This window comes from Streptomyces sp. SID12501 (assembly GCF_010550245.1).
In the GTDB taxonomy this organism is placed as follows: Bacteria; Actinomycetota; Actinomycetes; order Streptomycetales; family Streptomycetaceae; genus Streptomyces.
In genome coordinates, this window is the sequence record NZ_JAAGLU010000015.1 from 150922 (window position 1) to 172044 (window position 21123).

A 21123-nucleotide genomic window follows, 5' to 3' on the forward strand; every position below is an offset into this window, starting at 1 on the left:
ATGTCGTCATCGTGGCCAGGCACTTCCGAGCCGCCAGCCCGGAGCGTGCCGCGTCCGGACCAGCTAGCAGCGACAATCCGGCCTGACCGGCTGTCGGTATCACGTCACCGGGGCTCGCACGCAGGCTGGTGCGAGCCCCGGTGACGTGGGGCCTACGAGAGCACCCGCGCACCCGCAACGTAGGTGACGAACTCGGACCATCCGGAAGATACCGAAGCGAGAGGAGGCGAGGGCCAGGCCGCCCACCATCAGTAACGTATGGGAAGGTAGAGCAGGCCGCGAGACCTCATCGATGGCCGCCAGCGCAGTTCGCACAGTTGGGCATCAAGAGCCAGGCGGGGGAAGCGGCGGAGAAGTGTGGTCAGGGCGATCTCGGCCTCCAGGCGGGCCAGGCGTGCGCCGAGGCAGTAATGGATGCCGTGGCCGAGGGCGAGGTGACCGGTCGCGTCGCGGCCGATGTCGAGCCGGTCGGGGTCGGTGAAACGGTGCGGGTCGCGGTGGGCGGCGGCCAGGGACAGCAGAACGGTCTCGCCGGCCGGAATGGTGACCCCGCCGATGGTGACGTCCTCGGTGGGGAAGCGGCGGATGGCCAGGGGTACGGGGCCGTCGTAGCGGGCCAACTCCTCGACCGCGGCGCCCAGTCGACTGGGATCGGCGCGGCTTGGGTTCTAGGGATCGTCGCTACGACGTCGGCTTCTTGTGGCGGTCGAGCAGCTCGGCGAAGAAGTCGGCGAGGACCTGCGGGCTGTCTGACCGGGTGAGTTCCCAGCCGCCGAAGCGGTAGATCTCGTAGCCGGCCAGCCGCAGGCGGCGATCCTCGGCGACCATCTCCGAATACAGCCTGGGCGAGGCGGTGTAGGTGACGCGGCCGTTGTCGTCGGCCGGGTTCTTGGTGCCGTAGTGGTGGGCGCCGTCGACCTCGATGACGATGCGGGAGCGGTCGGGGGCCAGCAGGAGGAAGTCCATGCGCTGCCGGTACAGGGCACCGGTGTGCTCGCGGCTTTTGCGGGTGTAGGGGTCGTAGTGCAAGTAGACCTGAGGGATCAGGGCGGGCAGGTCGAACCCGCCGGGTTCGGCGTAGCGGGCGCAGTAGGTACGCAGAAGCGTCTGCTCGGGCAGCGAGTCCAGGGAGCGGTACAGCCGTCGGTACAGGGCATCAGCAGCGGCGGGTTCATCGGCGGACGGCAGGTGGTTCGCCACCCACCAGGTGACCATCTGCCGCCAGGTCAGGCCGTGCGCCGGCAACGGGTCGCTGCACACGAGGCAGTTCTCTGCGTTCTGGACGATCTCCACGTCGTTGTTCACGGCATCCCGGAGCACGATCTTCGGCTTCGGGCCGACCGCCGCGAAGATCAGGTTCTTGAAGGTTCCCCGGGGACCGTTCTTGAAGCGCCTCTCGTATTCGATCTCCTGCAGTTCCTCCAGGGCCTCGCGAGTCGGGCCGAGAAGGTCTTCGATGCACTCGCGGCGCGCCTGCCATCCACCCCCGCCGGACATGTCGTTCTTGCGCCAGTAGTCGTAGAACCCGCTGTGGTGCCGGAACGGCAACTGCGGAGGCTCCAGTCCCAGGCGGCTGAGGAGCGCCCGGTGCGCCTTGATGGCGAGGACGACTTCCTCGTCGTTCATGCGCTCGTCGTGGCTGGTGCCTCTGGCGACGAAGTCTTCGTGCAACAGCCGGGTCAGGGCCACGGCCACATCCAGGTCCGGCTCGGCGGGCAGCGGACCGAACCGCAGCAACTCCATCAGTTCGGCATCGAGCCCCCAGAGCTGACACATCCACTCGCCGGGCCGGTGCTCCGTCCAGTTCACCGTGTCGTCGGGCTTGGTGCGAAAGAAATCATCGGTGTGCACGCCTGCGCCTCCCCATACCGCCAGCGATGTGATTGTCTCCGCCCCCACTGACAATGCGAGGCCGTTCTCGCCGATGGGTCCGATGGGACGGCGGTTCGTTGCCGCTCCGCTGATCCTCGTGCGACCGGGTCCTACACGAGCAGGCCGGCGATCTCACGGGCGGCCTCACGGGCGGGACGCCCGACGCCGATGAGGGTGGCGGAGGCGGGGCCGGTCCAGTCGCCGTAGCCGAGCAGGTGCACGCGTGGCTCGTCCACTACCTGGGTTCCCTCGGTGGCGATATAGCCGCGCTGGCCTCGGAGTTGGAGCGGAGCGAGGTGGGACAGAGCGGGCCGGAAGCCTGTGCACCAAATGATCGCGTCGGCCTCGGAACGGTTCCGCCGGCCCACTCGACGCCGTTAGGCATGAGTCGCGTGAACATCGGACTTGCCTTGAGCAGACCGCGGTCTCGGGCCTTGCGAACAGGCGGGACAGCAACGATGTCCCCGAGGGAAGCGCGCAGGTTCTCAGATTCCCGGACCACCATGCACACGAACCCGTCCGTTGTTCGGTTCATTCTGCTCGGCCGGGCCACGAGTTCGCGCGGGCGTGGCCGTCAGGGGCGTGAGGAACGGCGGATGGTCGTCACGCCTCGGAGTCAACCCCGTTGCGTCCGTTCGGCGCCGCTCAGCGCGCGGACTGCGAGGAGGCCGCGGCACTGACCCCTCCGATCGAGCCGATGCTCGCCGAGGCATGGCGGGCTCTGCCTCCGGACGGGGCGCTGCCCGGCGGTTTGATCGCGGAGCAGAGGTTATGGACAGGGTTTGCGGCTGTCCATGTCCGATGTCGAACGCCCGTTGCGAGTCCTCGTCGTACATCCCCAACCGGCCGGGCTCAGGTCAGGGTCTGGGCTGCGTAGAGGGCGCCGAAGACTGTGGCGAGAACGCCGAGCGTGAGACGCAGGGTCCGTTCGGGCAGGCGTGGTTGGAGGCGTGCGCCGAGGTAGCCGCCGATCAGTCCGCCGGTGCCGCAGGCGAGTCCGAGCCACCAGTCGGGGGCGACCTCTCCGGAGCTCACCAGAGACAGCAGCGCGTAGGCGGCTGCGCCGACGAGAGAGGTGGCGAAGGTGGCGGCGAGCGCGGCCGGGGCGACGCGTGCGACGGGCAGCCCGCGTCCCGCGAGGATCGGGCCGAGGAGGGAGCCGCCACCGATGCCGTAAATGCCGCCGACCACTCCGACCGCCAGGGCGAGGCCGGTGAGCGTGCGTGGGGGCAACTCGCCTGCGGGCGGCTCTTGGTGGTGTGCCGTGGTGAGGGTGCGCAGGCACAGCCACAGGCCGAGCGGGAGCAGCAGGGCGGCGATCAGGAGCCGGAAGACACCTGGGCCGGGGAGGGCGAAGACGCGGATGGCGGCGCCGATGACGACGCCGGGCAGCGTGCCCAGCACCAGGCGCCGGGCGAGGTCACCGTGCAGGGCGCCGTCGCGACGGTAGCGCCACAGCGCGCCGGGTCCGGCGACGACGTTGAACAGCAGGTTGGTCGGGGTGACCGCCGGGCTGGGCACGCCGAAGACGCTCAGCTGGATAGGAAGGAGGAAGACGGCTCCGGACACGCCGACCGGGGCGGTCACGGTCGCGATCAGCAGGCCGGCGACCAGCCCTCCCGCCCATGTCCAGTCCACCCTCGCCCCCGCTTGTCGATCGCCCGGCCAGTATCAGCGCCCGGAGCGGTGGTGAGGGCGGCCTGCAACGAGATGTTCATGAGCAGCAGGCGCAGCCGGGCCAGCAGCCGCACGAGTCCGCGTCGTCCTTCAACGGGGTGGCCGTGGGGGCGGTTGTCGGGGCGCAGCAGCCCTTGCCCTGCCAGGCGTCGCGTCCTTCCTTGACGGCGATGGCGGCGATGACCAGGGCGGCGATGGGGTCGGCCCAGGACCAGCCGAGGGTGGCGTTGAGGATCAGGCCGGCCAGGAGTACGGCCGAGAGGTAGGTGCACAGCAGGGTCTGTTTGGAGTCGGCGACCGCGGATGCGGAGCCGAGTTCGCGTCCGGCGCGCCGCTGCGCGGCGGACAGGAAAGGCATCACCGCCAGGGAGAGGGCGGCGAGAACGATGCCCGGCAGGGAGCGGTCTGCCTCGCCGACGCTGGCCAGTGCGCGGACGGCGTCGATGGTCACGTATGCGGCGAGCGCGAAGAACGAGACCGAGATGATCCGCAGCGTCTTGTGCTCGCGTGCCTGGCGTGCGGTGTGGTCGCGGGCGGAGAACTGCCAGGCGACCGCAGTGGCGGAGGAGACCTCGATGACGGAGTCCAGACCGAAGCCGATCAGCGCGGTGGACGAGGCGATCGTGCCTGCGGTCAGGGCCGCGATGGCCTCGATGACGTTGTAAATGATCGTCGCGGAGACCAGCAGCCGTATCCGGCGAGCGAGGGCCTCATGGCGGGCCGGGGATGGGCCGAGTCATATCGCGGTCATCAGCAGCAGCCCTTCGACGCCGCGTCCGGGCAGGTCTTGTCCGCCTCCACCGCGACCACCGCGGCGCGCAGGTCGTCGAGGGCGTGGCCGAGGCGTTCGTCGGCGAGTTCGTAGCGGGTGCGGCGGCCGTCGGGCGCGGTGACGACCAGGCCGCAGTCGCGCAGGCAGGCCAGGTGGTTGGAGAGCCGGGTGCGGGAGATGCCGAGCTGGTCGGCGAGGTCGGCCGGGTAGGCGGGGGCCTGGCGCAGGGCGAGCAGGATCCGGCAGCGGATCGGGTCGGCGAGCGCGCGGCCGAAGCGGGCCAGCACGTCGATGTCGGAGGCAACGGTCAGCACACCACGACAGTACAGCGAATCCTGAATTCAGGAAACAGTGGACTATGCTGGCGTTCATGACGGACGACGGGCAGGACCTGGCCGACGCGCAGCAGACGCACTGGCAGGAGACGTACACCGCGCACCCCGGCATGTACGGGGAGGAGCCCTCCGCGGCAGCCGTTCACGCCGCCGGTGTCTTCCGTACGGCAGGGGCCCGTGACGTTGTCGAGCTCGGGGCCGGCCACGGCCGTGACGCTTTGCACTTCGCCCGCGAGGGCTTCAGCGTCCAGGCCACCGACTTTTCCGCCACCGGCCTCGACCAACTGCGCACTGCCGCCCGGCAGCAGGGGGTGGCCGACCGTGTGACCGCCGCCGTGCACGACGTCCGCGACCCGCTGCCGCTGCCGGACGCCTCGGTGGACGCGGTGTTCGCGCACATGCTGCTGTGCATGGCCCTGTCGACGAAGGAGATCCGCGCTCTTGTCGGCGAGGTCGGCCGGGTACTGCGGCCCGGCGGCGCCTTCGTCTACACCGTCCGTCACACCGGCGACGCCCACCACGGCACCGGTACCGCCCACGGTGACCACATCTACGAGCACGGCGGCTTCGCCGTGCACTTCTTCGACCGCGCCCTCGTCGACGCTCTCGCCGACGGCTGGACCCTCAACGAGGTCCACGCCTTCGAGGAAGGCGATCTTCCGCGCCGGCTGTGGCACATCACCCAGACCCTGCCCCGCTGAAAGGCCCGGGATCAGGCACCCATCACGCGGTACATGCCGATCGAGTGGTGCGTGGCGGTGTCGGCGAAGCCGAACTTCTCGTAGAGGACGCGTGCGGGGCCGTCGGCGATCAGTGAGACGTAGGCGGTGGCGGGGGGCCCGGCGTTCCAGTTCCTCGGTGAGCGCGGCCATGATGCGTTTGCCGAGGCCGCGGCCCTGGTGTGCGGGGTGTACGCAGATGTCGACGATCTGGAACGCGGTACCGCCGTCGCCGATGATGCGGCCCATGCCGATGGGCTCTCCCTCGTGGTGGAGGACCACGCCGTGCCAGGTGTTGGGCAGGGCGAGCGCCACCGCTTCTGGGGCCTTGTCCGAGAGGCCGGCATCGGTGCGCAGGCGGCGGAAGACTGCCACGGAAGGCACGCCCTCGCTCAACTCGTACGGGTCGTTCAAGCTGTCCACTTCCGATCGTGCGATGTGCGCGGTGATGGGCCCGGCTGGTTCTCGGCTCGTTGGTCAGTGGCCGGTCTCGGCGTGGTCGCCGTGGTCGCTGAGCTGTGCTTCGAACCAGTCGTGCAGGGCGTCCACCAGCGCGGGCTCTTCGGTGGTGTAGGTGAGGGAGGCCCCGTCGGACCGTTCCCGGTAGCGGACTTCGATGCGTTTGTAGCCCTCTTCCAGTTCTGCAAGGCCCGGCATGCTGTCGCCGTGGATCTGTGCGGGATCGCCGAAGTCGCCCTTGCCGAACGCCTTGGCCTCCTGCTGGAGGTGGGTGCGTATGAGGTCGATCTGTTTGGCGTCGTCGGGCTGGTCGGCGACGACGTCCTGGATGCCGCCCGCCTTGGTGGGGGTGAAGTGGTGGGTGGTCGCTTCGAGGTCGAAGGGCATCACGGTCCGGCCGCGTTCGGCGACCGCCTCCTGCCGGCCGGTCCGTCCCTCGTCACTGTCCTGCCAGGGGCCGCCGATCAGGAGTGCTGTACCCAGTGCCGCGCCAACACCTGCCGCGGTGATGCCGGCTGTCAGCAGCCGACGCTTGCGGTGATTCATCCGGTGCCTCCGTGAGCCTGTCGAGGGCGTGCAGTACGCCGGCTCCGTTGTGGGTGGGATCGCTGTGATGCGGTGACCGACAGGGCGCATCGGGCTGGTCATCGGCTCGGGCTTACTGGTGCTTGGCGGGGATCAGCCACAGCGCGATGACGGCGGAGACCGCGGCCAGTCCCGTGGCGACGAGGAACGCGTCGTCGAAGCCGGAGCCGGTCCGGGCACCGGTGTGGGCGGCGATGCTCGTGGCGGCGGCGCTGGAAACGGCCGCGGCGCCGGCCGAGGCGCCGAACTCGTGGAACGTGCTGACGATGCCCGACGTCACACCGGCCTCGTGAGGGGCCACGGTGGCCAGCGCGGTGGCGGAGGCGACGACGAACAAGGCGCCCAGGCCCGCCGCGGCGACGCTCACGCCGGTGACCATCGCGGCGGTTCCGGACCAGAGCACCGGGACGAGGAACCCGGCGGCAGCGACAGACAGGGCGACCACAGCCAGCAGCCGTGCCCCCAGACGACCGATCACACGGCCGGCTGCTGCTGCGGCGGCCATGGTCAGGAGCGCCACCGGCAGGAACAGCACGCCGGTCATCAGGGCGCCGTGGCCCTGCTGGTTCTGGAGGTAGAAGGAGCCGAGGAAGAAGGCCCCCACCATCAGCGCCGTGGTGACGGCGATCACGAAGGTGCCCGCCACCACCGGGCGCCGGCCCAGCAGACGCAGGTCCATCAGCGGTGCCACGGCCCGACGTTGCCAGAGGGCGAAGGCCGCGTAGCCGGCTGCCGAAGCGGCGATCAGGGCGACGGTGACGATGTCGAGCCAGCCGTGGTCGCCGGCCCGGATCAGGGCGTAGATGAGGGCGCCGGTCGCGGCGGCGACCAGGGCGGCGCCGGGTATGTCGAGGGAGCCGGTGCCCGCGTGGGGCAGGCGGGGCAGGATCCGGGCGAGCGAGACGAGGACGACCAGGCCGACGGGGACGTTGACGAAGAAGACCCAGGCCCAGCCCGGACCTGCCGTGATCAGTCCGCCCAGCAGCACGCCGAGCGCGGCGCCTCCGCCGCCGAGCGCCGACCAGATGCCCAGCGCACGGTTGCGCTCGTCGCCGTCGAACAGCCGCACCACCACGGACAGAGCGGCGGGCGAGAGCATCGCGGCGCCTACCCCCTGGGCGATTCGGGCAGCGAGCAGCAGCGGGGCGCCGGTGGCGAGTCCGGCGGCCAGCGACGCGGCGGTGAACACCGCGAGCCCGGTCAGGACGACCCGCTTGGGACCGAACAGGTCCGCGGCCCGGCCACCGAGCAGCATCAGACTCCCGAACGTGAGGGCGTATCCGCTGACCACCCAGGTCAGTGCCGCGCGGCCCAGGTCCAGTTCCACGCCCATGTCGGGAAGTGCGATCGCGACCACGGTGATGTCGAGGATCAGCATCAGCTGGGCCAGCCCCAGCAGCCCCAGAACTGTCCAGCGCAGCGGATGCGGTGCATCCGGCGCGCGTGTGGTGGTGGTTTCCGTATCGCTCATGACGCTCACCCCTCGCCGTTAAGTCGTACAGGCGTGTTCACGTTATACGCCCGGGGGGTATAAGCCAAACAGTGCTGTACGACTTACTGGGGTACCGTGGGCGCATGGGCAGCAAGAACTCCACAGTCACCAAGCGCGCCGACGCCCTGCGCAGCATCGAGGCGATCGTGCGGGCCGCCGCCGAATGCCTCGGACGCAACCCCGAGGCGAGCATGAGCGAGATCGCCCGGGCCGCGGGCGTGGGCCGGGTGACGCTGTACGCGCACTTCACCTCCCGCGCGGAGGTCGTCGACGCGGCGATGAGCCGCGCCATCGACCGGGGCAACGAGGTACTGGACACGGTCGACCTGACCAGTGACCCGCTGGGCGCCCTCGCGCGTTACGTCGAGGCCGGCTGGCATCTGGTGGACCAGGCGCGGGCACTGCTCGTCGCCGCCCAGAAGGAACTCTCCGCCGGACGCATCCGCGAACTGCATGCCGGGCCCGCCGCCCGGGTCGAGACGCTGGTCGCCCGAGGCCGGGCCGAGGGCGTCTTCCGCACGGACCTGCCGATCGCCTGGATGGTCAATGTCCTGCACACGGTCATGCACAGCGCCGCGGAGGAGATCCGCGCCGGCCGCCTCACCTCCGACCGCGCCGCCCACCACATCACCGCCACGGTCCTCGCCGCCTTCACGCCCCCGGGCAAGCTGGTACCCGAAACCGGCGGCGGGGCGTAACACCGACAGCCCACGCCGAAGAGCTTGGCGCAGGAGCAACCGCAGGCGGTCGAGGCAGGGCGGCACGGGCAACCGGGCCTGTCAGCATGGGGATGCCTCGCGTGATGAGTCCGCGCCCGCCAGCAGGCCAGGCCCTCGCGCGCACCCCTCAACATCACGCCGTTGCAGCTGTATCCGTACGACGGCGGGCATGACCAGCAGCCCCCGATCGAGCCGCCCCGCCGGGCCGCTGTTCGCGCTGCTGGTGCTGACGGTGCTGGCCGGGATCCTGGGCATGCACTCACTGGCTCCGAGCGGAGCGCCGGCACCCGAACACTCCATGACCGTGGCCCCTGCTTCTGCCACGGAGCAGGCCAGCGCGGCATGGTTCCCGGCCGACTCTTGACGTCACCGTGCCCATCTTCTCGGGGCTGCGACCGCATTTCCTGTCACTTGATGTGGCCAGCAGAGCGTGTGGCGAGGTAGAGCAGGTACTCCAGCGGGCCGCGCCGGAAGTGCCGGGTCCAGACGGTGGCCAGGAGCATGGCGGCGGCGATGGCGCAGGTCAGGGCCAGCAGGGCCGGTCCCGTCGCCTCTTCCATGCCGACGACGGAGATGGCGAGGACGTGCAGGACGTAGGCCGTCAGTGCAATCATGCCGACCACGCTGACAGGGGCGGTCAGGCGGGTGAAGCGCGGGAGGCGTTCGGTGGCGGCGACGCAGGCGGCCACGACGGCGAGCGCGACGCCTAGGCAGCCGAGGACGGAGAACGTCGTCTGGCTGTGCGGGACGCCCACCAGGAGCCAGGTCGCCGGGGTCCCGTCGGTGGGATAGCCGACGGTGTCGGACCACCAGGCGGTTGCCCCGGAGTCCCCGTCGGTGGCGGCGGCGATGGTGGCGTACGCGTTGGGGACGAGGTGCAGCGCCAGCCAGGAGCCGCCGTAGCCGAGGACGGCCAAGGCGGCGCCGGTGAGGGCCAGCCGGGCGCGGATGCGTGTCTGGGTGAGGTCGAGGCGGGCCACCGCCATGCCGGCGATCAGGAACGGGGCCCAGGTGAGTACGGGGTACTCGCCCGTGAACAGCAGCTCGGTCAGTCCGTCCGTGCCGCTGAGCCGGGCGACCGGGTCGTAGGCGATGACGGTGTCCGCCCACGCGCCGTTGTCGATCGACCGGCGTATCACGTACAGGACTTGGGGCATGATCAGCGCGCCTGCGGCGGCGATGACGGCGAGGGTGCGGGCCCGGAGCCGGTACAGCGGGAGGACCGCGAGGAAGAGCAGGCCGTAGAAGGAGAGGATGACCTCGATGTCGGTGCCGAGCGCGGTCAGGGCGTAGCCCAGCGGGATCAGGACCAGGGAGCGGATGACGATCCGGCCCACCGCCTGCCGGCCCGCGCGCCCGGTGCGCGGCTGGGGGCGGCCGGTGATCAGTACGAGGCTGAAGCCGGCGAGGAGGGCGAAGAGCGTGGCGGAGCGGCCACGGGCCAGCTCCATGACGAAGCCCAGCGGTCCGCCGATGGTGGGGTCGGGGCCGAAGTGGGCGGCGTACATGCCGAGGACCGCCATCCCGCGGGCCAGGTCGATGCCGACCAGGCGCGCTGTCGACGGTGGACCGGGGGCGGTCGTCGGGGAGACGGCGTTGGAGTGGCTCAAATCCGGGGCGGGTAGCAAGGGTTTGGCCGAGGTGTTCGTCTCCTTGGCGGGTGCCGGGAGGTCGGTCGAGGTTGCTTCCTGTGTCATGGCTCCAGGCTCGGGGCCCTCGCCCCTGCGGGCCCATCCGGCGGGCGGCCGGAGTCACCCCCCGCCGACTGGCCGGAGCCCGGCCGCCGACCGGCTGGAACCTCGTTCGCTGGGTTGCGCGGCCCGGAGTGCGGAGGAACCTTGGGACCTCCCCCGACGTCGTAGCAGTCCAGTCGTAGCAGTCCAGCGGAGGCCCTGACGGCGATCGGAGCACAGGTGATCCGGGTAGTGGTGGTCGACGACGAGGCCCTGATCCGTACGGGCTTCACCTACATTCTCAACACCGCGGACGACATCGAGGTCGTGGCAGCGGTCACCGGAGGCCAAGCCGTCCACACTGTAAGGGAGTTACGCCCCGAGGTCGTGCTGCTCGACATCCGGATGCCGGACGTCGACGGGCTGACGGTCCTCGCTGAGCTGCGCCGGATTCCTGACCCGCCCGTGGTGGCCATGCTCACCACCTTCAACATGGACGAGTATGTGGCGACCGCCCTGCACTCGGGAGCCGCCGGCTTCCTCCTCAAGGACACCGACCCCGAGCAACTGCCCCATCTCGTACGGGCCTTGACCGACGGTGGCATCGTGCTGTCGTCGAAGGTCACCCGCACGGTCGTGGACGGCTACCTGGCGGGCGGGCGACGGGACGCGGCGGCCCGGATCGTGGAACAGCTGACCGAACGTGAACGCCGTGTCCTCGTCCTCATCGCCGAGGGCCTGTCCAACACCGACATCGGCAGCCGCATGCACCTGAGCACCGGCACCGTGAAGGACCACGTCAGCGCCCTCCTCGCCAAACTCGAAGTGAGCACTCGCGTCCAGGCAGCCCTGCTCGCCGAACGCGCGGGCCTGCTCTGCCCGCCGCAGGAGCAGGAACAGAGGGAGTACGGCGTATGAGGACACGGGCCCTGCTGCTGGACGCCTCGCTCGTCGTGGTCTCCCTGCTGGACATCTGGGTCCACGTCGACACCGACGAAGGGCTGCGCATGGCCTGCGCCCTGCTCGCCGCCGCCTCCCTCGCACTGCGCCGCCCGCTGCCGTGGCTCACCTTCCTGCTCACCCTGCCGACCACCCTGTTCACCGACGCATCCTTCGCCACCCTGGTCGCGCTGTACACGCTGGCATCGCTCACCCGCCGTCGCGGGGCGCTGGCGTGCTGCGCCCTGGCGGTCGCGGCGGCCGACCTCACCTGGTGGTCGTGGCCGGCACCGGAGTTCGCCGACGTCACGGATCAGTACGACCTGATCATCGTCACCTACAGCCTGGCAACAGCAGCCGCACCGGTCTTCCTGGGACAGCTCGTCCAGGCCCGGCGCGAACTGTCGCTGCGGCTCACCGAGATAACCAAGACCCGAGAGAACGAACGCGCGCTGCTGGCCCAGCAAGCGGTCGCGCGCGAACGTGCCGAGCTGGCCCGGGAGATGCACGACGTCGTCTCCCACCAGGTCAGCCTGATCGCCGTACGCGCGGGAATGCTTCAGGTCGGCAACCGGGATCCGGAGACGAAAGAGGCCGCCGCCACGATCCGGCGCCTGAGCGTGCAGACCCTGGACGAACTGCGGCACATGGTCGGCGTGCTGCGCGCCGGCGCCAGCCGTCCCACGGAACTCACCCCCCAGCCCTCACTCACCGACCTCCCGCGCCTGGTCAACGCCAGCGGCATCAAGGCCGAGCTGCACACCGACCTTCCCGAGGACCTGCCGCCGCCCGTGCAGCGGGCCGTCTACCGGACCGTCCAGGAAGCCCTGACCAACGTACGCAAGCACGCGCCCGGCACCACCGCCACCATCCGCCTCCGGCACGCGAACGGCACGGTCCGGGCGACCGTCACCAATACGCCGCCCGACCGCCCCGCCCTCCCCCTGCCCGGTGCACACCACGGCCTCATCGGCCTGGGCCAACGAGCGGAGCTCCTCGACGGCACCGTCACCGCCGGTCCCACGGCCGAGGGCGGCTACGAACTCCGGCTGGAACTCCCCGCCGCCGAGACAGCCCTCGATACGTGAACCAGCGAGACCGCCGGCCCGGCCTAGCTCCTCTCCCCACACTCCGGCCCACGCACCCCCTGTGTCCCGGGTAAAACCGTCCGCGCCGGGTACCCAGACACAGGGCCCAGCCCGGAGGTACCGGAGGTGAAGGTCCAATGCCCGCTACGACACGACGTGCGGCCCTTGCGGTGGTCGCCGCCGTCGTTCTGGTCCTCGCGAGTTCCTGCGACGGCGGCGACAAGAGCGCCCCGGAGACGAGCCGCCTGCCTGCCGCCTCCTCCTCCGGAACGGCTCCGGCCGACACGTCACCGTCCCCGACGGTCTCGGAGCCCTCGTCCCCCGTCCCGACCGGTACGGCACGGGAGGACCCGGCGCAGTCCGAGGAGGAGATCAGGGAAGCCTGGCAGACCCTCTTCGAGCCGGCATCCTCCTCCGGAGACAGGAGCGAGGTCGTCGAGAGCGGTGATCAGAACGAGCTGATGATCATCAACCTCTTCGACGACCCGCTCGGCGGCAAACTGCGCGCGGAGGTGACCTCGGTGTCGTACACCTCGGACCTGAACGCCGACGTCGCCTACACGCTCACACGTGAGGGCCGACAGCTCGACACCCGGGGCCCGGGGGCGTCCGTCCTCCAGGACGGCACCTGGAAAGTCGCGCTGCGTACGGTCTGCGACCTGACGCGGCACGCGAAGGACGCTCCCAAGGCCCCGGCCTGCGACGAGCCGGCCCTTCTGGCTCCCTAGTCCTTTGACGCGCAGTGTGCCGCCACTGCCGAGGCCAGCCGTGGCGAGGCGAACCGTGTCCCGCACACGAACCGCAGCACCGGCCCGAACGACCCGGCGGCCAGCAACCCGGTGAAGTACAGCCCCGGCACCGATGACCCCAACTGCGCGTACAGGCGCGGAAATCCGCCCGTGCGCATCAGGTCGGCACGTAGTTCGGGCGAGAGGAGGCCGAGGGCTTCCAGGTGTACGCGGTAGCCGGTGCCCGCCATGACGTGGTCGGCCTCGATGCGGTGCACGACGCCGTTGCCGGTGACCGTGGAGATCATCACCCCGCCGTCTCCGAGGGTGGTCCCGGTGATGCGCTGCCCCGCCAGTACTGGGAACCGGTGCTCGACGCGGGACCGCAGCCACCAGGCCCCGCACGGCCCGAGCACCTTCTTGACCAGCCGCAGCCGGGCGGCGGCGGGCAGGTGGCGGAAGGCGGCGGCGTGGTTGACGAAGCCGTACAGCGCCCAGGAGCGGCCGACCGGGGTGTCCGGCTGCCAGTGCGGGCCGGTTGTGGGCGCGGCCCCGAACTTCAGCCCGCCGCTCCCCCGGACCAGGATCCGTACCTGGGCGCCTGCCTCGTGCAGCAGTGCGGCGCTCTCCTGCGCCGACTGTCCGGCGCCGACGACGAGCACCCGCCGCCCCGCGAAGCCGGTGAGGTCGGTGAGGTGCGAGGTGTGGGAGACCGGGCCGAGGGCGGAGGGGCCGTCGGGCACGGCGTCCGCCAACGCCCGTGGCACATGGGCGAATCCGGTCAGGCCGCTGGCCATGACGACGGCTGACGCGGTCAGTTCCTCACCGGAGGAGAGCTTGAGCCGGAAGCTCCCGTCAGGCTGACGGTCCAGGGTCCGTACCCGGACGTCCTCGACGTCGGGCACCAACTGGCCCATGAACCACAGGCCGTAGCGGATGAAGAGCTCGACGGGTACCTGGTCGTGCTCGCCGAGCACGGACTCGCCCGCTGCCCGGCAGTAGGCGTCGAGCGTGAACCCCGGCTGCGGGGCGGACAGGGACGAGGCGCTCGGCGGGGACTTGAGCAGCATGCCCGCCGGCATGCTCTCGCTCCAGCTCGCCATGGGCGAGCCGAAGACCTTCACGGATAGACCGCGCGCCCGTAGATGTGCGGCGGTGGACAGGCCGTACGGGCCCGCCCCGATGACGACGACTGGTGCGGTGGTGGTTCGAGACACGTGAATTTCCCCCCTGACGCGGTGCTCGGCACTCTCGCGTGAGCCCGCGTCCCGGCATGACTGGGCGGTGCAGGGCAGTGAGGCAAGTGGTGCATACCGGAAGACCGCTCGGCGGCCGGTCGTTCAGACCGCGAGCAGGAGGGAGGAGAAGGGCGGGCCGCGCCTGACGACGGCGTCCGCCAGGAAGACCGCGGCCGGTGAGGGGCGGTCGTCACTGTGGCGCACGCTCGACGCGTTGTCGTCCACGGCCGGTTCGAGGGGCGCTCGGACCGGCGCGAACAGCCGGCGCAGCAGTTCCCGTCCGGCCGCCCAGAGCACCCGTCGACGGCAGGTGTCCATGCCGTGCAGCAGTACGGCGCACAGCACTGTCAGCAGCACATGGCCGACCACGACCGGCCATCCGGCGTGCACGCAGGACGGCCACATCGTGTGGCCCGGAGCCTGGCCCGGGACCTGGATCGCGTCGTCGGCCCGTACGAACCAGAAACCGACGACCACCTGCGAGACGGCCGCGAGCAGCAACTGCCGTACCAGCGGCTTGTCGTGCCCCGCACCCGGCACCGCGACCCAGAACAGCAGAACGGCGGCGAAGGCCCGCGCACCCCACGAGGGGCTGGAGTCGAAGGCCAGATGATGGACCGTGCCCGCAACCGCCGTACCCAGCACGGAGAACAGCCCGGCGCGGACAGCCACCACCGGCACCAGACGCGGCACCCAGCCGCGGTGGCGCACACGGGACACATGCACCGATCCCCCCATGACCCGCCCATCATGGAACGAAGGACGCGCCCCTGTCACCACCGCGTCCATCACCACCCGGTCACGACTTCTCCGTTCACGACTTCTGCGGCCGCACCCCCTGCACGTACCGCAGCCAGGGCCGTACGTCCCCGCGCCCCCGCACCTCGAAGCCCGCGTCCACGATGAGCCCGTCAAGCAGGTCCACCCGATAGTCAGCCATGACGTGCCCGGTCGTCGCGGCAATGAGATGCCGCACGGGCCGGGTGCGCGGCGCCCGGAAGTCGGCGACGAGCAGCCGTCCGCCGGGGCGCAGCACCCGGCACATCTCGCGCAGCGCGACGGGCCTCAGATCCTCGGGCAGATGGTGCACGGCCAGACTGGTGACCACGACATCGAAGGAGGCGTCGGGCGCGGTGAGCGCCTCGGCGACACCGGTCTCGTAGGAGCAGTACGTCTCGCGCGTCTTGCCCCGGGCGTACTCGACGACCTCGATGGCCGGGTCGATGCCGAGCACCGTCCCCGTGGGGCCGACGGTTTTGGCCATGCGCCGGGTCAGGTAGCCGGTACCGGAGCCGACGTCCAGGACCCGGTCGCCGGGACGGGCGCCGCTGAGCCGGGCCAGTCGGCCGTAGGCCCACGGGCGCAGGCCGCCGAAGCAGACGGCGCCACAGAGTTCGTAGCCACGGGCGTTGGCGATGGTGCTGCCCTCGGTGTCGGGATGGGGTTGTCCGTGCTGGAGCAGCTGTCCGAGATTCTTCACGACGGGACTCCTTACTTAGCCATGACTAAGTACAACGCTTCGAGCTTAGCCACGACTAAGTAAGGGCGGCAAGAGGCCGTACGATGCCGATGTGAGCGAGTCGACGAAGCGAGTGCGGATGACCCCGACCCAGCGACGGGAGTCGATCCTGACCGCCGCCACGGAGGCCTTCGCCGAGACCGGCTACCAGCGCACCAAGGTCTCCGTCATCGCGGCCCGCGTCGGCGTGAGCGAACCGGTGGTCTTCCAGAACTTCGGCACCAAGGCCGCCCTGTACCAGGCAGTCCTGGACGGAGCGGTCTCCCACGTCTGCGCGATGCTCACCGAGGCGGTGGAGGCCGGCCAGTCCGTCACCGGTCTACTGAGCGGCTTCCTGGAGCCGGACCACATGACCCGCTTCCACTCCCGCGGCTCACTGGGCTTCCTCTTCGCGGACGCCTTCGCCCTCACCGGCGAGCCGGGACTGCAGGAGGCTGTCCGGGCGGCGCACCAGCGGTTCGCCGACACCTTCGCCGAGTTGGTGCGTGCGGGGCAGCAGGAGGGCACCCTCCGCGCAGACCTCGATCCGCGTGCGACGGCCTGGTGGCTGCTGTCGCTGCTGCACGCGCGTACGTTCCGGGCGGCTTTCATGCCCGAACAGGCAGGGCTGGAGGGCCAGCTGGTGGCGATGACGCTGGACACGCTGACCGGTCGGTGACGCGTCCGGGGTTCGGCGATCAGGAATTCGGCAGATACGCCGTGTCGACGAACAGCACGGCTGGTGCCAGCGCCACCACCCAGAGCACCCGCATGACGTCGGCTTCCAGATCACCGAACGGCCGCATGGTCCTCACCCTCACCTTCCTCGTCGCCTGCCGGTTCCTGCGCCCGCGAAGGTGTAGGCGAGGGCCTTGAGTTCGGTCACGGTTCACCCGCAAGTTCACGGCGAGCACCGGGCCGTGTGTCCCTGATGTGGCCGGGTCTGCCATGCGATGGATCAGCCGACCTTCAACTGTTGCTGCACGGCCCGCCGACGTTGACCCGGCCGCCCCGGCGCAACGCCTTGTGCACGTACGCGGAGCCGCCGCAACACCATCGAGCGGGCCATCAACAAAGTGAAGGACTGGCGAGGAATCGCCCACCTGCTACGCCGAAACATCCGCGAGCTACCTCGCCGGACTCCGCCTCCCGCGAACGGCTCTCTGGGGCAGCAGCCTCCGGCAGGCCCGCTGATCACGACCGCGGGCAGGCCCCCGAAGAACCGTCCTTTTCGGTCCAGTACAGCTGCCGCGCCCCACAAGGCGTCCAAGCACACCCGTGTGCCCCCTCGGGCCGTTTCCTGTACGGGCCGTTTCTCCCATACCGCGGTCGGGCGGCAGCCCCGTGACCCAAGGGCCGCGCAGCACCCTGTTCACCTGCCGCCATCGCAGGGCACGCGTGCCCACTTTTCCTGAATTCCATGGTCACCCGAAAGAGGAAACCCCAGTCCGCAGGCCTGACCCGGGATTCACCTTGGAGACGCGTTCGGGTTTCGAACTAGAGACCTACGCATTACGAGACCGTGAGGGATCGTGTTGCGTGGTGTTCCGTCGTGCCGCCTGGTGACGTTTGTGCTGATCAGAGCACTTGCAGCAAGTTGACCGGTGCTCCTGTGTGATGCCCCGTCCAAAGGCGTCTGTCCACCGGCTGCCCACCGACGCACCTCAGCGCTCGCCAGGTAGTGACCACCTACCGGCTCGCTGGCACCACGGAAGGTCGTCCGGTCAACCAGACTCCCGCGCTTGTTGGGACTCGACAATCGCACAATCCGTAGGCGCTCCACCACAGGGGAGGCGACCACCCTGGCTGCATTGCCCAGTGCCCAAGGCGTAAACGGTGAGTGGGCGGGGCGAGGTCGCGAAGTAAGGGGCGGGCATTCCCGTACGCCTGCCCTGGAAGGGAGCAGGTCCCCCTCAGTCGGCGCGAAGATCGCATGGGGTGTGCGGGGCTCTTCGCCGACCATGGACGGCGAAGAGCCCGAGAGGCTGACGACCCGAGTACGGGTGCCGGATTCACGACGCCCCTGTCCGGGCAGACGCCGTTCGAGACGAAGCGGCGTCCCTGCCGACGGTCACGCCTGTGGGTCGGTATCCTCCGCCCCGTTGCCGCGGATCCGCGGCTCAGCGGGACGGCACAGAGGAGGAGCACCATGGCTGATCGCCGGCAGGCAACCGCGTCGGATGACGGATCCGCGGCGCGGGCACCGGAGGCCGGTCGGGCGAGCGCGCACGACACGGTGCGCCTCGCGGTGGTGATCGGTGCTCTCGGCGTGGTCTTCGGCGACATCGGAACCAGCCCGATCTACACCCTCCAGACGGTGTTCAACCCGAGCGACCCGCACCCCGTCCCGGTCACCACGGACAACGTGTACGGGGTGGTGTCGTTGGTGTTCTGGTCGGTGATGATCATCGTCACGGTCACCTACGTGCTGCTGGCGATGCGCGCCGACAACGACGGTGAGGGCGGCATCATGGCGCTGATCACCCTGCTACGGCGGTGGAGTTCACAGCGTGGACGTCGGGCCGCCGTCGTGCTGGCCGCGCTCGGCATCTTCGGGGCGTCGCTGTTCTTCGGTGACAGCATGATCACCCCGGCGATCTCGGTGCTGTCCGCGGTGGAAGGAGTCAAGGTCGTCGAGCCGTCGCTGGACAGCGCGGTCGTGCCGATCACCGCGGTGATCATCGTGGGGCTGTTCCTGGTGCAGCGCCGGGGAACCGCCGCGGTGGGCCGGGTGTTCGGACCGGTCATGATCGTCTGGTTCCTGACCATCGGCGCGTGCGGCGTCGCCGGCGTCGCCGACCACCCGGACATCCTCAGGGCACTGTCACCGACGTACGCGCTGGGCTTCCTGTCCGGCCATTGGGGCACGGCCTTCTTCGCCCTGGCCGCGATCGTGCTCGCGGTCACCGGCGCCGAGGCGCTCTACGCCGACATGGGGCACTTCGGCCGCCGGGCGATCACCCGGGGCTGGCTGTTCCTCGTACTGCCCGCCTGCGTCCTGAGCTACCTGGGCCAGGGCGCGCTGATCCTCGACGATCCGGCCAACATCAGCAGCCCGTTCTTCCTGCTCGTGCCCGACTGGGGACGCTGGCCGATGGTGCTGCTGGCGACGGCGGCGACCGTGATCGCCTCCCAGGCGGTGATCACCGGCGCGTACTCGGTCGCCTCCCAGGCCGCCCAGCTCGGCTACCTGCCGAGGCTGCGCATCGCGCACACCTCCGAATCCACCATCGGCCAGATCTACGTCCCCTGGATCAACTGGCTGCTGATGGTCTCGGTCCTCACCCTGGTCTTCGCCTTCCGCAGCTCCGCGGCGCTGGCCTACGCGTTCGGCATGGCGGTCACCGGCACCATCACCATCACCACCCTGCTCTTCTTCTACGTCGCCCGCGCGAAATGGGGCACGCCCCGGTGGCTGCTCGCCATCGGCGCGGGCCTGCTCCTCTTCGTGGACCTGCTGTTCGTGGCGGCCAACCTGACCAAACTCGCCCACGGTGCGTGGCTGCCGCTGCTGATCGGTCTCACCGCGTTCACCGTCATGACGACCTGGCAGCGCGGCCGCGAACTCGTCACCGCGCAGCGAGCACGCCAGGAAGGCCCGCTGCGCGAGTTCATCGACCACCTCCACACCGGGCAGGAGCCAACTCTCCGGGCGCCCGGTACGGCCGTCTTCCTCAACCGGGACAAGGAGACCGCGCCCCTGGCCATGCGGGCCAACGTCGAGCACAACCACGTCCGGCACGACCAGGTCGTGATCCTGACCATCAAGACCGAGCCCGTCCCCCGCGTACCGGCCGAGGAGCGGACCGTCGTCGACGACCTCGGGTACGGCGACGACGGGATCATCCACGTCACCGCCCGGTTCGGCTACATGGAGACCCCGGACGTGCCCGCCACACTGGCCATGCTCGACCCCGCCGAAACCGAAGGACCGCTCCAACTCGACCAGGCGTCCTACTTCCTGTCGAAGATCGAGCTGCGTCGCGGGAAGGCACGGACGATGGCCCCCTGGCGCAAACGGCTGTTCATCGCCACCTCCTACATCACCTCCGACGCCGCCGAGCACTTCAGCCTGCCCCGCGACCGCACGGTCATCATGGGCTCGCACATCGAGGTGTAGGCGCACCGGACACCGCGAGACAGGTACGGGTACGGGGTGGACGGCGACCGCACCCGTAAGCGCCTCGGTCGGCAGCGGGCCCGTCGGTGTGCGTGGACGGTCAGTCGCGGCAGGCTCGGCCGGGACCGCAGCCGCACGCGTCGCCGACCTCGGGGTTGGCGGTCGGCACCGCAGCGGTCACGGGCGCGCAGCAGCCCTTGCCCTGCCAGGCGTCGCGGCCTTCCCTGACGGCGACGGCGGCGATGACGAGGGCGGCGATCGGGTCGGCCCAGGACCAGCCGAGGATGGCGTTGAGGACCAGGCCGATCAGCAGCACGGCGGAGAGGTACGTGCACAGCAGGGTCTGCTTGGAGTCGGCTACCACGCTGGCGGAGCCGAGTTCGCGGCCCGCGCGGCGCTGGGCGGCGGACAGGAACGGCATGACGGCGAGGGAGAGGGCGGCGAGCACGATGCCGGGGAGGGAGCGTTCGGCCTCGCCGGTGCCGGTCAGGGCGCGTACGGCGTCAACGGTGACGTAGGCGGCGAGCACGAAGAACGACAGCGCGATGATCCGCAGGGTGGTCTTCTCCCGGGCTTCGCGTACGGCGTGCTCGCGGGCGGAGAACTGCCAGGCGACCGCTGCGGCCGAGGAGATCTCGATGATCGAGTCCAGGCCGAATCCGATCAGGGCGGTGGAGGAGGCGATCGTGCCGGCGGTGAGGGCGCCGATCGCCTCGATGACGTTGTAGGTGATGGTCGTGGCGACCAGCAGGCGTATCCGGCGGGCGATCGCGTCGCGGCGGGCCGGGGACGGGCCGAGGGATATCGCGGCCATCAGCAGCACCCCTGCTCGTCGGCGTCCGCGCAGGTGCGGTCGGTGGCGACAGCCACCACGGCGGCGCGCAGGTCGTCCAGGGCGTGGGCCAGGCGCGGGTCGGCGAGTTCGTAGCGGGTGCGGCGGCCGTCGGGCGCGGTGATGACCAAGCCGCAGTCGCGCAGGCAGGTCAGGTGGTTGGACAGCCGGGTGCGGGAGATGCCGAGCGCGTCGGCGAGGTCGGCCGGGTAGGCGGGGGCCTGGCGCAGGGCGAGCAGGATGCGGCAGCGGATCGGGTCGGCGAGCGCGCGACCGAACCGGGCCAGGACGTCGATGTCGGAGGCAGCAGTCAGCACACCCACGACAGTACATGGATTCCTGAATTCAGGAAATCATGGATTGTGGCGACGGTGAGG

Annotated in this window: 20 protein-coding genes and 3 pseudogenes; 8 read left to right on the plus strand and 15 right to left on the minus strand. The window is 70.3% G+C overall.

Annotated features, from left to right (window positions below):
* Nucleotides 1–248: 248 nt before the first annotated feature.
* The 6 genes and pseudogenes from G3I71_RS19745 to G3I71_RS19770 all read right to left on the minus strand — a co-directional run.
* Nucleotides 249–659: pseudogene (locus G3I71_RS19745) on the minus strand (cytochrome P450); the annotation flags it as partial.
* A 22-nt stretch (nt 660–681) separates the two neighbouring features.
* The gene (locus G3I71_RS19750) at nt 682–1851 is read right to left on the minus strand and encodes a hypothetical protein (RefSeq protein ID WP_343243004.1); all 1170 of its coding nucleotides are present in this window, start codon (nt 1849–1851) and stop codon (nt 682–684) included.
* Between the two features lie 131 nt (nt 1852–1982).
* Nucleotides 1983–2347, minus strand: a pseudogene (locus tag G3I71_RS19755) (pyridine nucleotide-disulfide oxidoreductase); the annotation flags it as partial.
* 377 nt (nt 2348–2724) lie between these two features.
* Entirely contained in the window at nt 2725–3510 is a 786-nt protein-coding gene (locus G3I71_RS19760; protein ID WP_164316133.1) for a sulfite exporter TauE/SafE family protein, read from the minus strand.
* Nucleotides 3511–3586: 76 nt separating this feature from the next.
* Nucleotides 3587–4243, minus strand: coding sequence for a cation transporter (locus G3I71_RS19765; RefSeq protein ID WP_343243011.1), 657 nt, complete (start codon nt 4241–4243; stop codon nt 3587–3589).
* Between the two features lie 56 nt (nt 4244–4299).
* A complete protein-coding gene (locus G3I71_RS19770; RefSeq protein WP_164316134.1) occupies nt 4300–4635 on the minus strand; it encodes a metalloregulator ArsR/SmtB family transcription factor in 336 nt (111 codons plus the stop codon).
* A 56-nt stretch (nt 4636–4691) separates the two neighbouring features.
* Between G3I71_RS19770 and G3I71_RS19775 the strand changes: the two genes are divergently transcribed.
* Entirely contained in the window at nt 4692–5357 is a 666-nt protein-coding gene (locus G3I71_RS19775) for a class I SAM-dependent methyltransferase (protein ID WP_164316135.1), read from the plus strand.
* An 11-nt stretch (nt 5358–5368) separates the two neighbouring features.
* On the opposite strand, the pseudogene G3I71_RS19780 reads toward G3I71_RS19775, so the two are convergent.
* The 3 genes and pseudogenes from G3I71_RS19780 to G3I71_RS19790 all read right to left on the minus strand — a co-directional run bounded on the left by G3I71_RS19780 (nt 5369) and on the right by G3I71_RS19790 (nt 7890).
* Nucleotides 5369–5798: pseudogene (locus G3I71_RS19780) on the minus strand (GNAT family N-acetyltransferase).
* Nucleotides 5799–5852: 54 nt separating this feature from the next.
* The gene (locus G3I71_RS19785; RefSeq protein WP_164316136.1) at nt 5853–6380 is read right to left on the minus strand and encodes an aspartate carbamoyltransferase; all 528 of its coding nucleotides are present in this window, start codon (nt 6378–6380) and stop codon (nt 5853–5855) included.
* Between the two features lie 112 nt (nt 6381–6492).
* On the minus strand, nt 6493–7890 hold the full coding sequence (locus G3I71_RS19790; protein WP_164316137.1) for an MFS transporter: 1398 nt from the start codon (nt 7888–7890) through the stop codon (nt 6493–6495).
* Between the two features lie 104 nt (nt 7891–7994).
* On the opposite strand from G3I71_RS19790, the gene G3I71_RS19795 reads away from it, so the two are divergent.
* Together G3I71_RS19795 and G3I71_RS19800 are read left to right on the plus strand one after the other, a co-directional pair.
* Nucleotides 7995–8609, plus strand: a complete 615-nt coding sequence (locus G3I71_RS19795; RefSeq protein ID WP_164316138.1) for a TetR/AcrR family transcriptional regulator — start codon at nt 7995–7997, stop codon at nt 8607–8609.
* A 190-nt stretch (nt 8610–8799) separates the two neighbouring features.
* Nucleotides 8800–8994 (plus strand): DUF6153 family protein, encoded by a 195-nt coding sequence (locus G3I71_RS19800; RefSeq protein WP_164316036.1) that lies wholly within the window; start codon nt 8800–8802, stop codon nt 8992–8994.
* Nucleotides 8995–9037: 43 nt separating this feature from the next.
* Here G3I71_RS19800 and G3I71_RS19805 read toward each other — a convergent pair whose 3' ends face one another.
* Nucleotides 9038–10327 carry a DUF418 domain-containing protein gene (locus tag G3I71_RS19805; protein WP_164316139.1) on the minus strand — a complete coding sequence of 430 codons (1290 nt, stop codon included), beginning with the start codon at nt 10325–10327 and terminating at the stop codon, nt 9038–9040.
* A gap of 216 nt (nt 10328–10543) precedes the next feature.
* Here G3I71_RS19805 and G3I71_RS19810 point away from each other — a divergent pair, with 216 nt between their 5' ends.
* The 3 genes from G3I71_RS19810 (at nt 10544) to G3I71_RS19820 (ending at nt 13058) form a co-directional block, all read left to right on the plus strand.
* On the plus strand, nt 10544–11221 hold the full coding sequence (locus tag G3I71_RS19810; protein ID WP_164316140.1) for a response regulator transcription factor: 678 nt from the start codon (nt 10544–10546) through the stop codon (nt 11219–11221).
* The gene (locus G3I71_RS19815) at nt 11218–12330 is read left to right on the plus strand and encodes a sensor histidine kinase (protein WP_164316141.1); all 1113 of its coding nucleotides are present in this window, start codon (nt 11218–11220) and stop codon (nt 12328–12330) included. The genes G3I71_RS19810 and G3I71_RS19815 overlap by 4 nt, the downstream gene beginning before the upstream one ends.
* A gap of 137 nt (nt 12331–12467) precedes the next feature.
* On the plus strand, nt 12468–13058 hold the full coding sequence (locus G3I71_RS19820) for a hypothetical protein (RefSeq protein WP_164316142.1): 591 nt from the start codon (nt 12468–12470) through the stop codon (nt 13056–13058).
* Here G3I71_RS19820 and G3I71_RS19825 read toward each other — a convergent pair.
* The 3 genes from G3I71_RS19825 to G3I71_RS19835 form a co-directional block, all read right to left on the minus strand.
* Nucleotides 13055–14275, minus strand: coding sequence for an NAD(P)-binding domain-containing protein (locus tag G3I71_RS19825; protein ID WP_164316143.1), 1221 nt, complete (start codon nt 14273–14275; stop codon nt 13055–13057). The genes G3I71_RS19820 and G3I71_RS19825 overlap by 4 nt on opposite strands.
* A gap of 123 nt (nt 14276–14398) precedes the next feature.
* The gene (locus G3I71_RS19830) at nt 14399–15016 is read right to left on the minus strand and encodes a hypothetical protein (protein ID WP_164316144.1); all 618 of its coding nucleotides are present in this window, start codon (nt 15014–15016) and stop codon (nt 14399–14401) included.
* A 94-nt stretch (nt 15017–15110) separates the two neighbouring features.
* Entirely contained in the window at nt 15111–15776 is a 666-nt protein-coding gene (locus G3I71_RS19835) for a methyltransferase domain-containing protein (RefSeq protein WP_203730813.1), read from the minus strand.
* Between the two features lie 91 nt (nt 15777–15867).
* Between G3I71_RS19835 and G3I71_RS19840 the strand changes: the two genes are divergently transcribed.
* A complete protein-coding gene (locus G3I71_RS19840; protein ID WP_203730815.1) occupies nt 15868–16473 on the plus strand; it encodes a TetR/AcrR family transcriptional regulator in 606 nt (201 codons plus the stop codon).
* A gap of 1470 nt (nt 16474–17943) precedes the next feature.
* The gene (locus G3I71_RS19845; RefSeq protein WP_164316145.1) at nt 17944–19914 is read left to right on the plus strand and encodes a potassium transporter Kup; all 1971 of its coding nucleotides are present in this window, start codon (nt 17944–17946) and stop codon (nt 19912–19914) included.
* A 100-nt stretch (nt 19915–20014) separates the two neighbouring features.
* Here the strand turns inward: G3I71_RS19845 and G3I71_RS19850 are convergent, their stop codons facing one another.
* On the minus strand, nt 20015–20728 hold the full coding sequence (locus G3I71_RS19850) for a cation transporter (RefSeq protein ID WP_164316146.1): 714 nt from the start codon (nt 20726–20728) through the stop codon (nt 20015–20017).
* Nucleotides 20728–21063 (minus strand): metalloregulator ArsR/SmtB family transcription factor, encoded by a 336-nt coding sequence (locus tag G3I71_RS19855; protein ID WP_164316147.1) that lies wholly within the window; start codon nt 21061–21063, stop codon nt 20728–20730. Before G3I71_RS19855 ends, G3I71_RS19850 begins: the two co-directional genes overlap by 1 nt.
* Nucleotides 21064–21123: the final 60 nt, after the last annotated feature.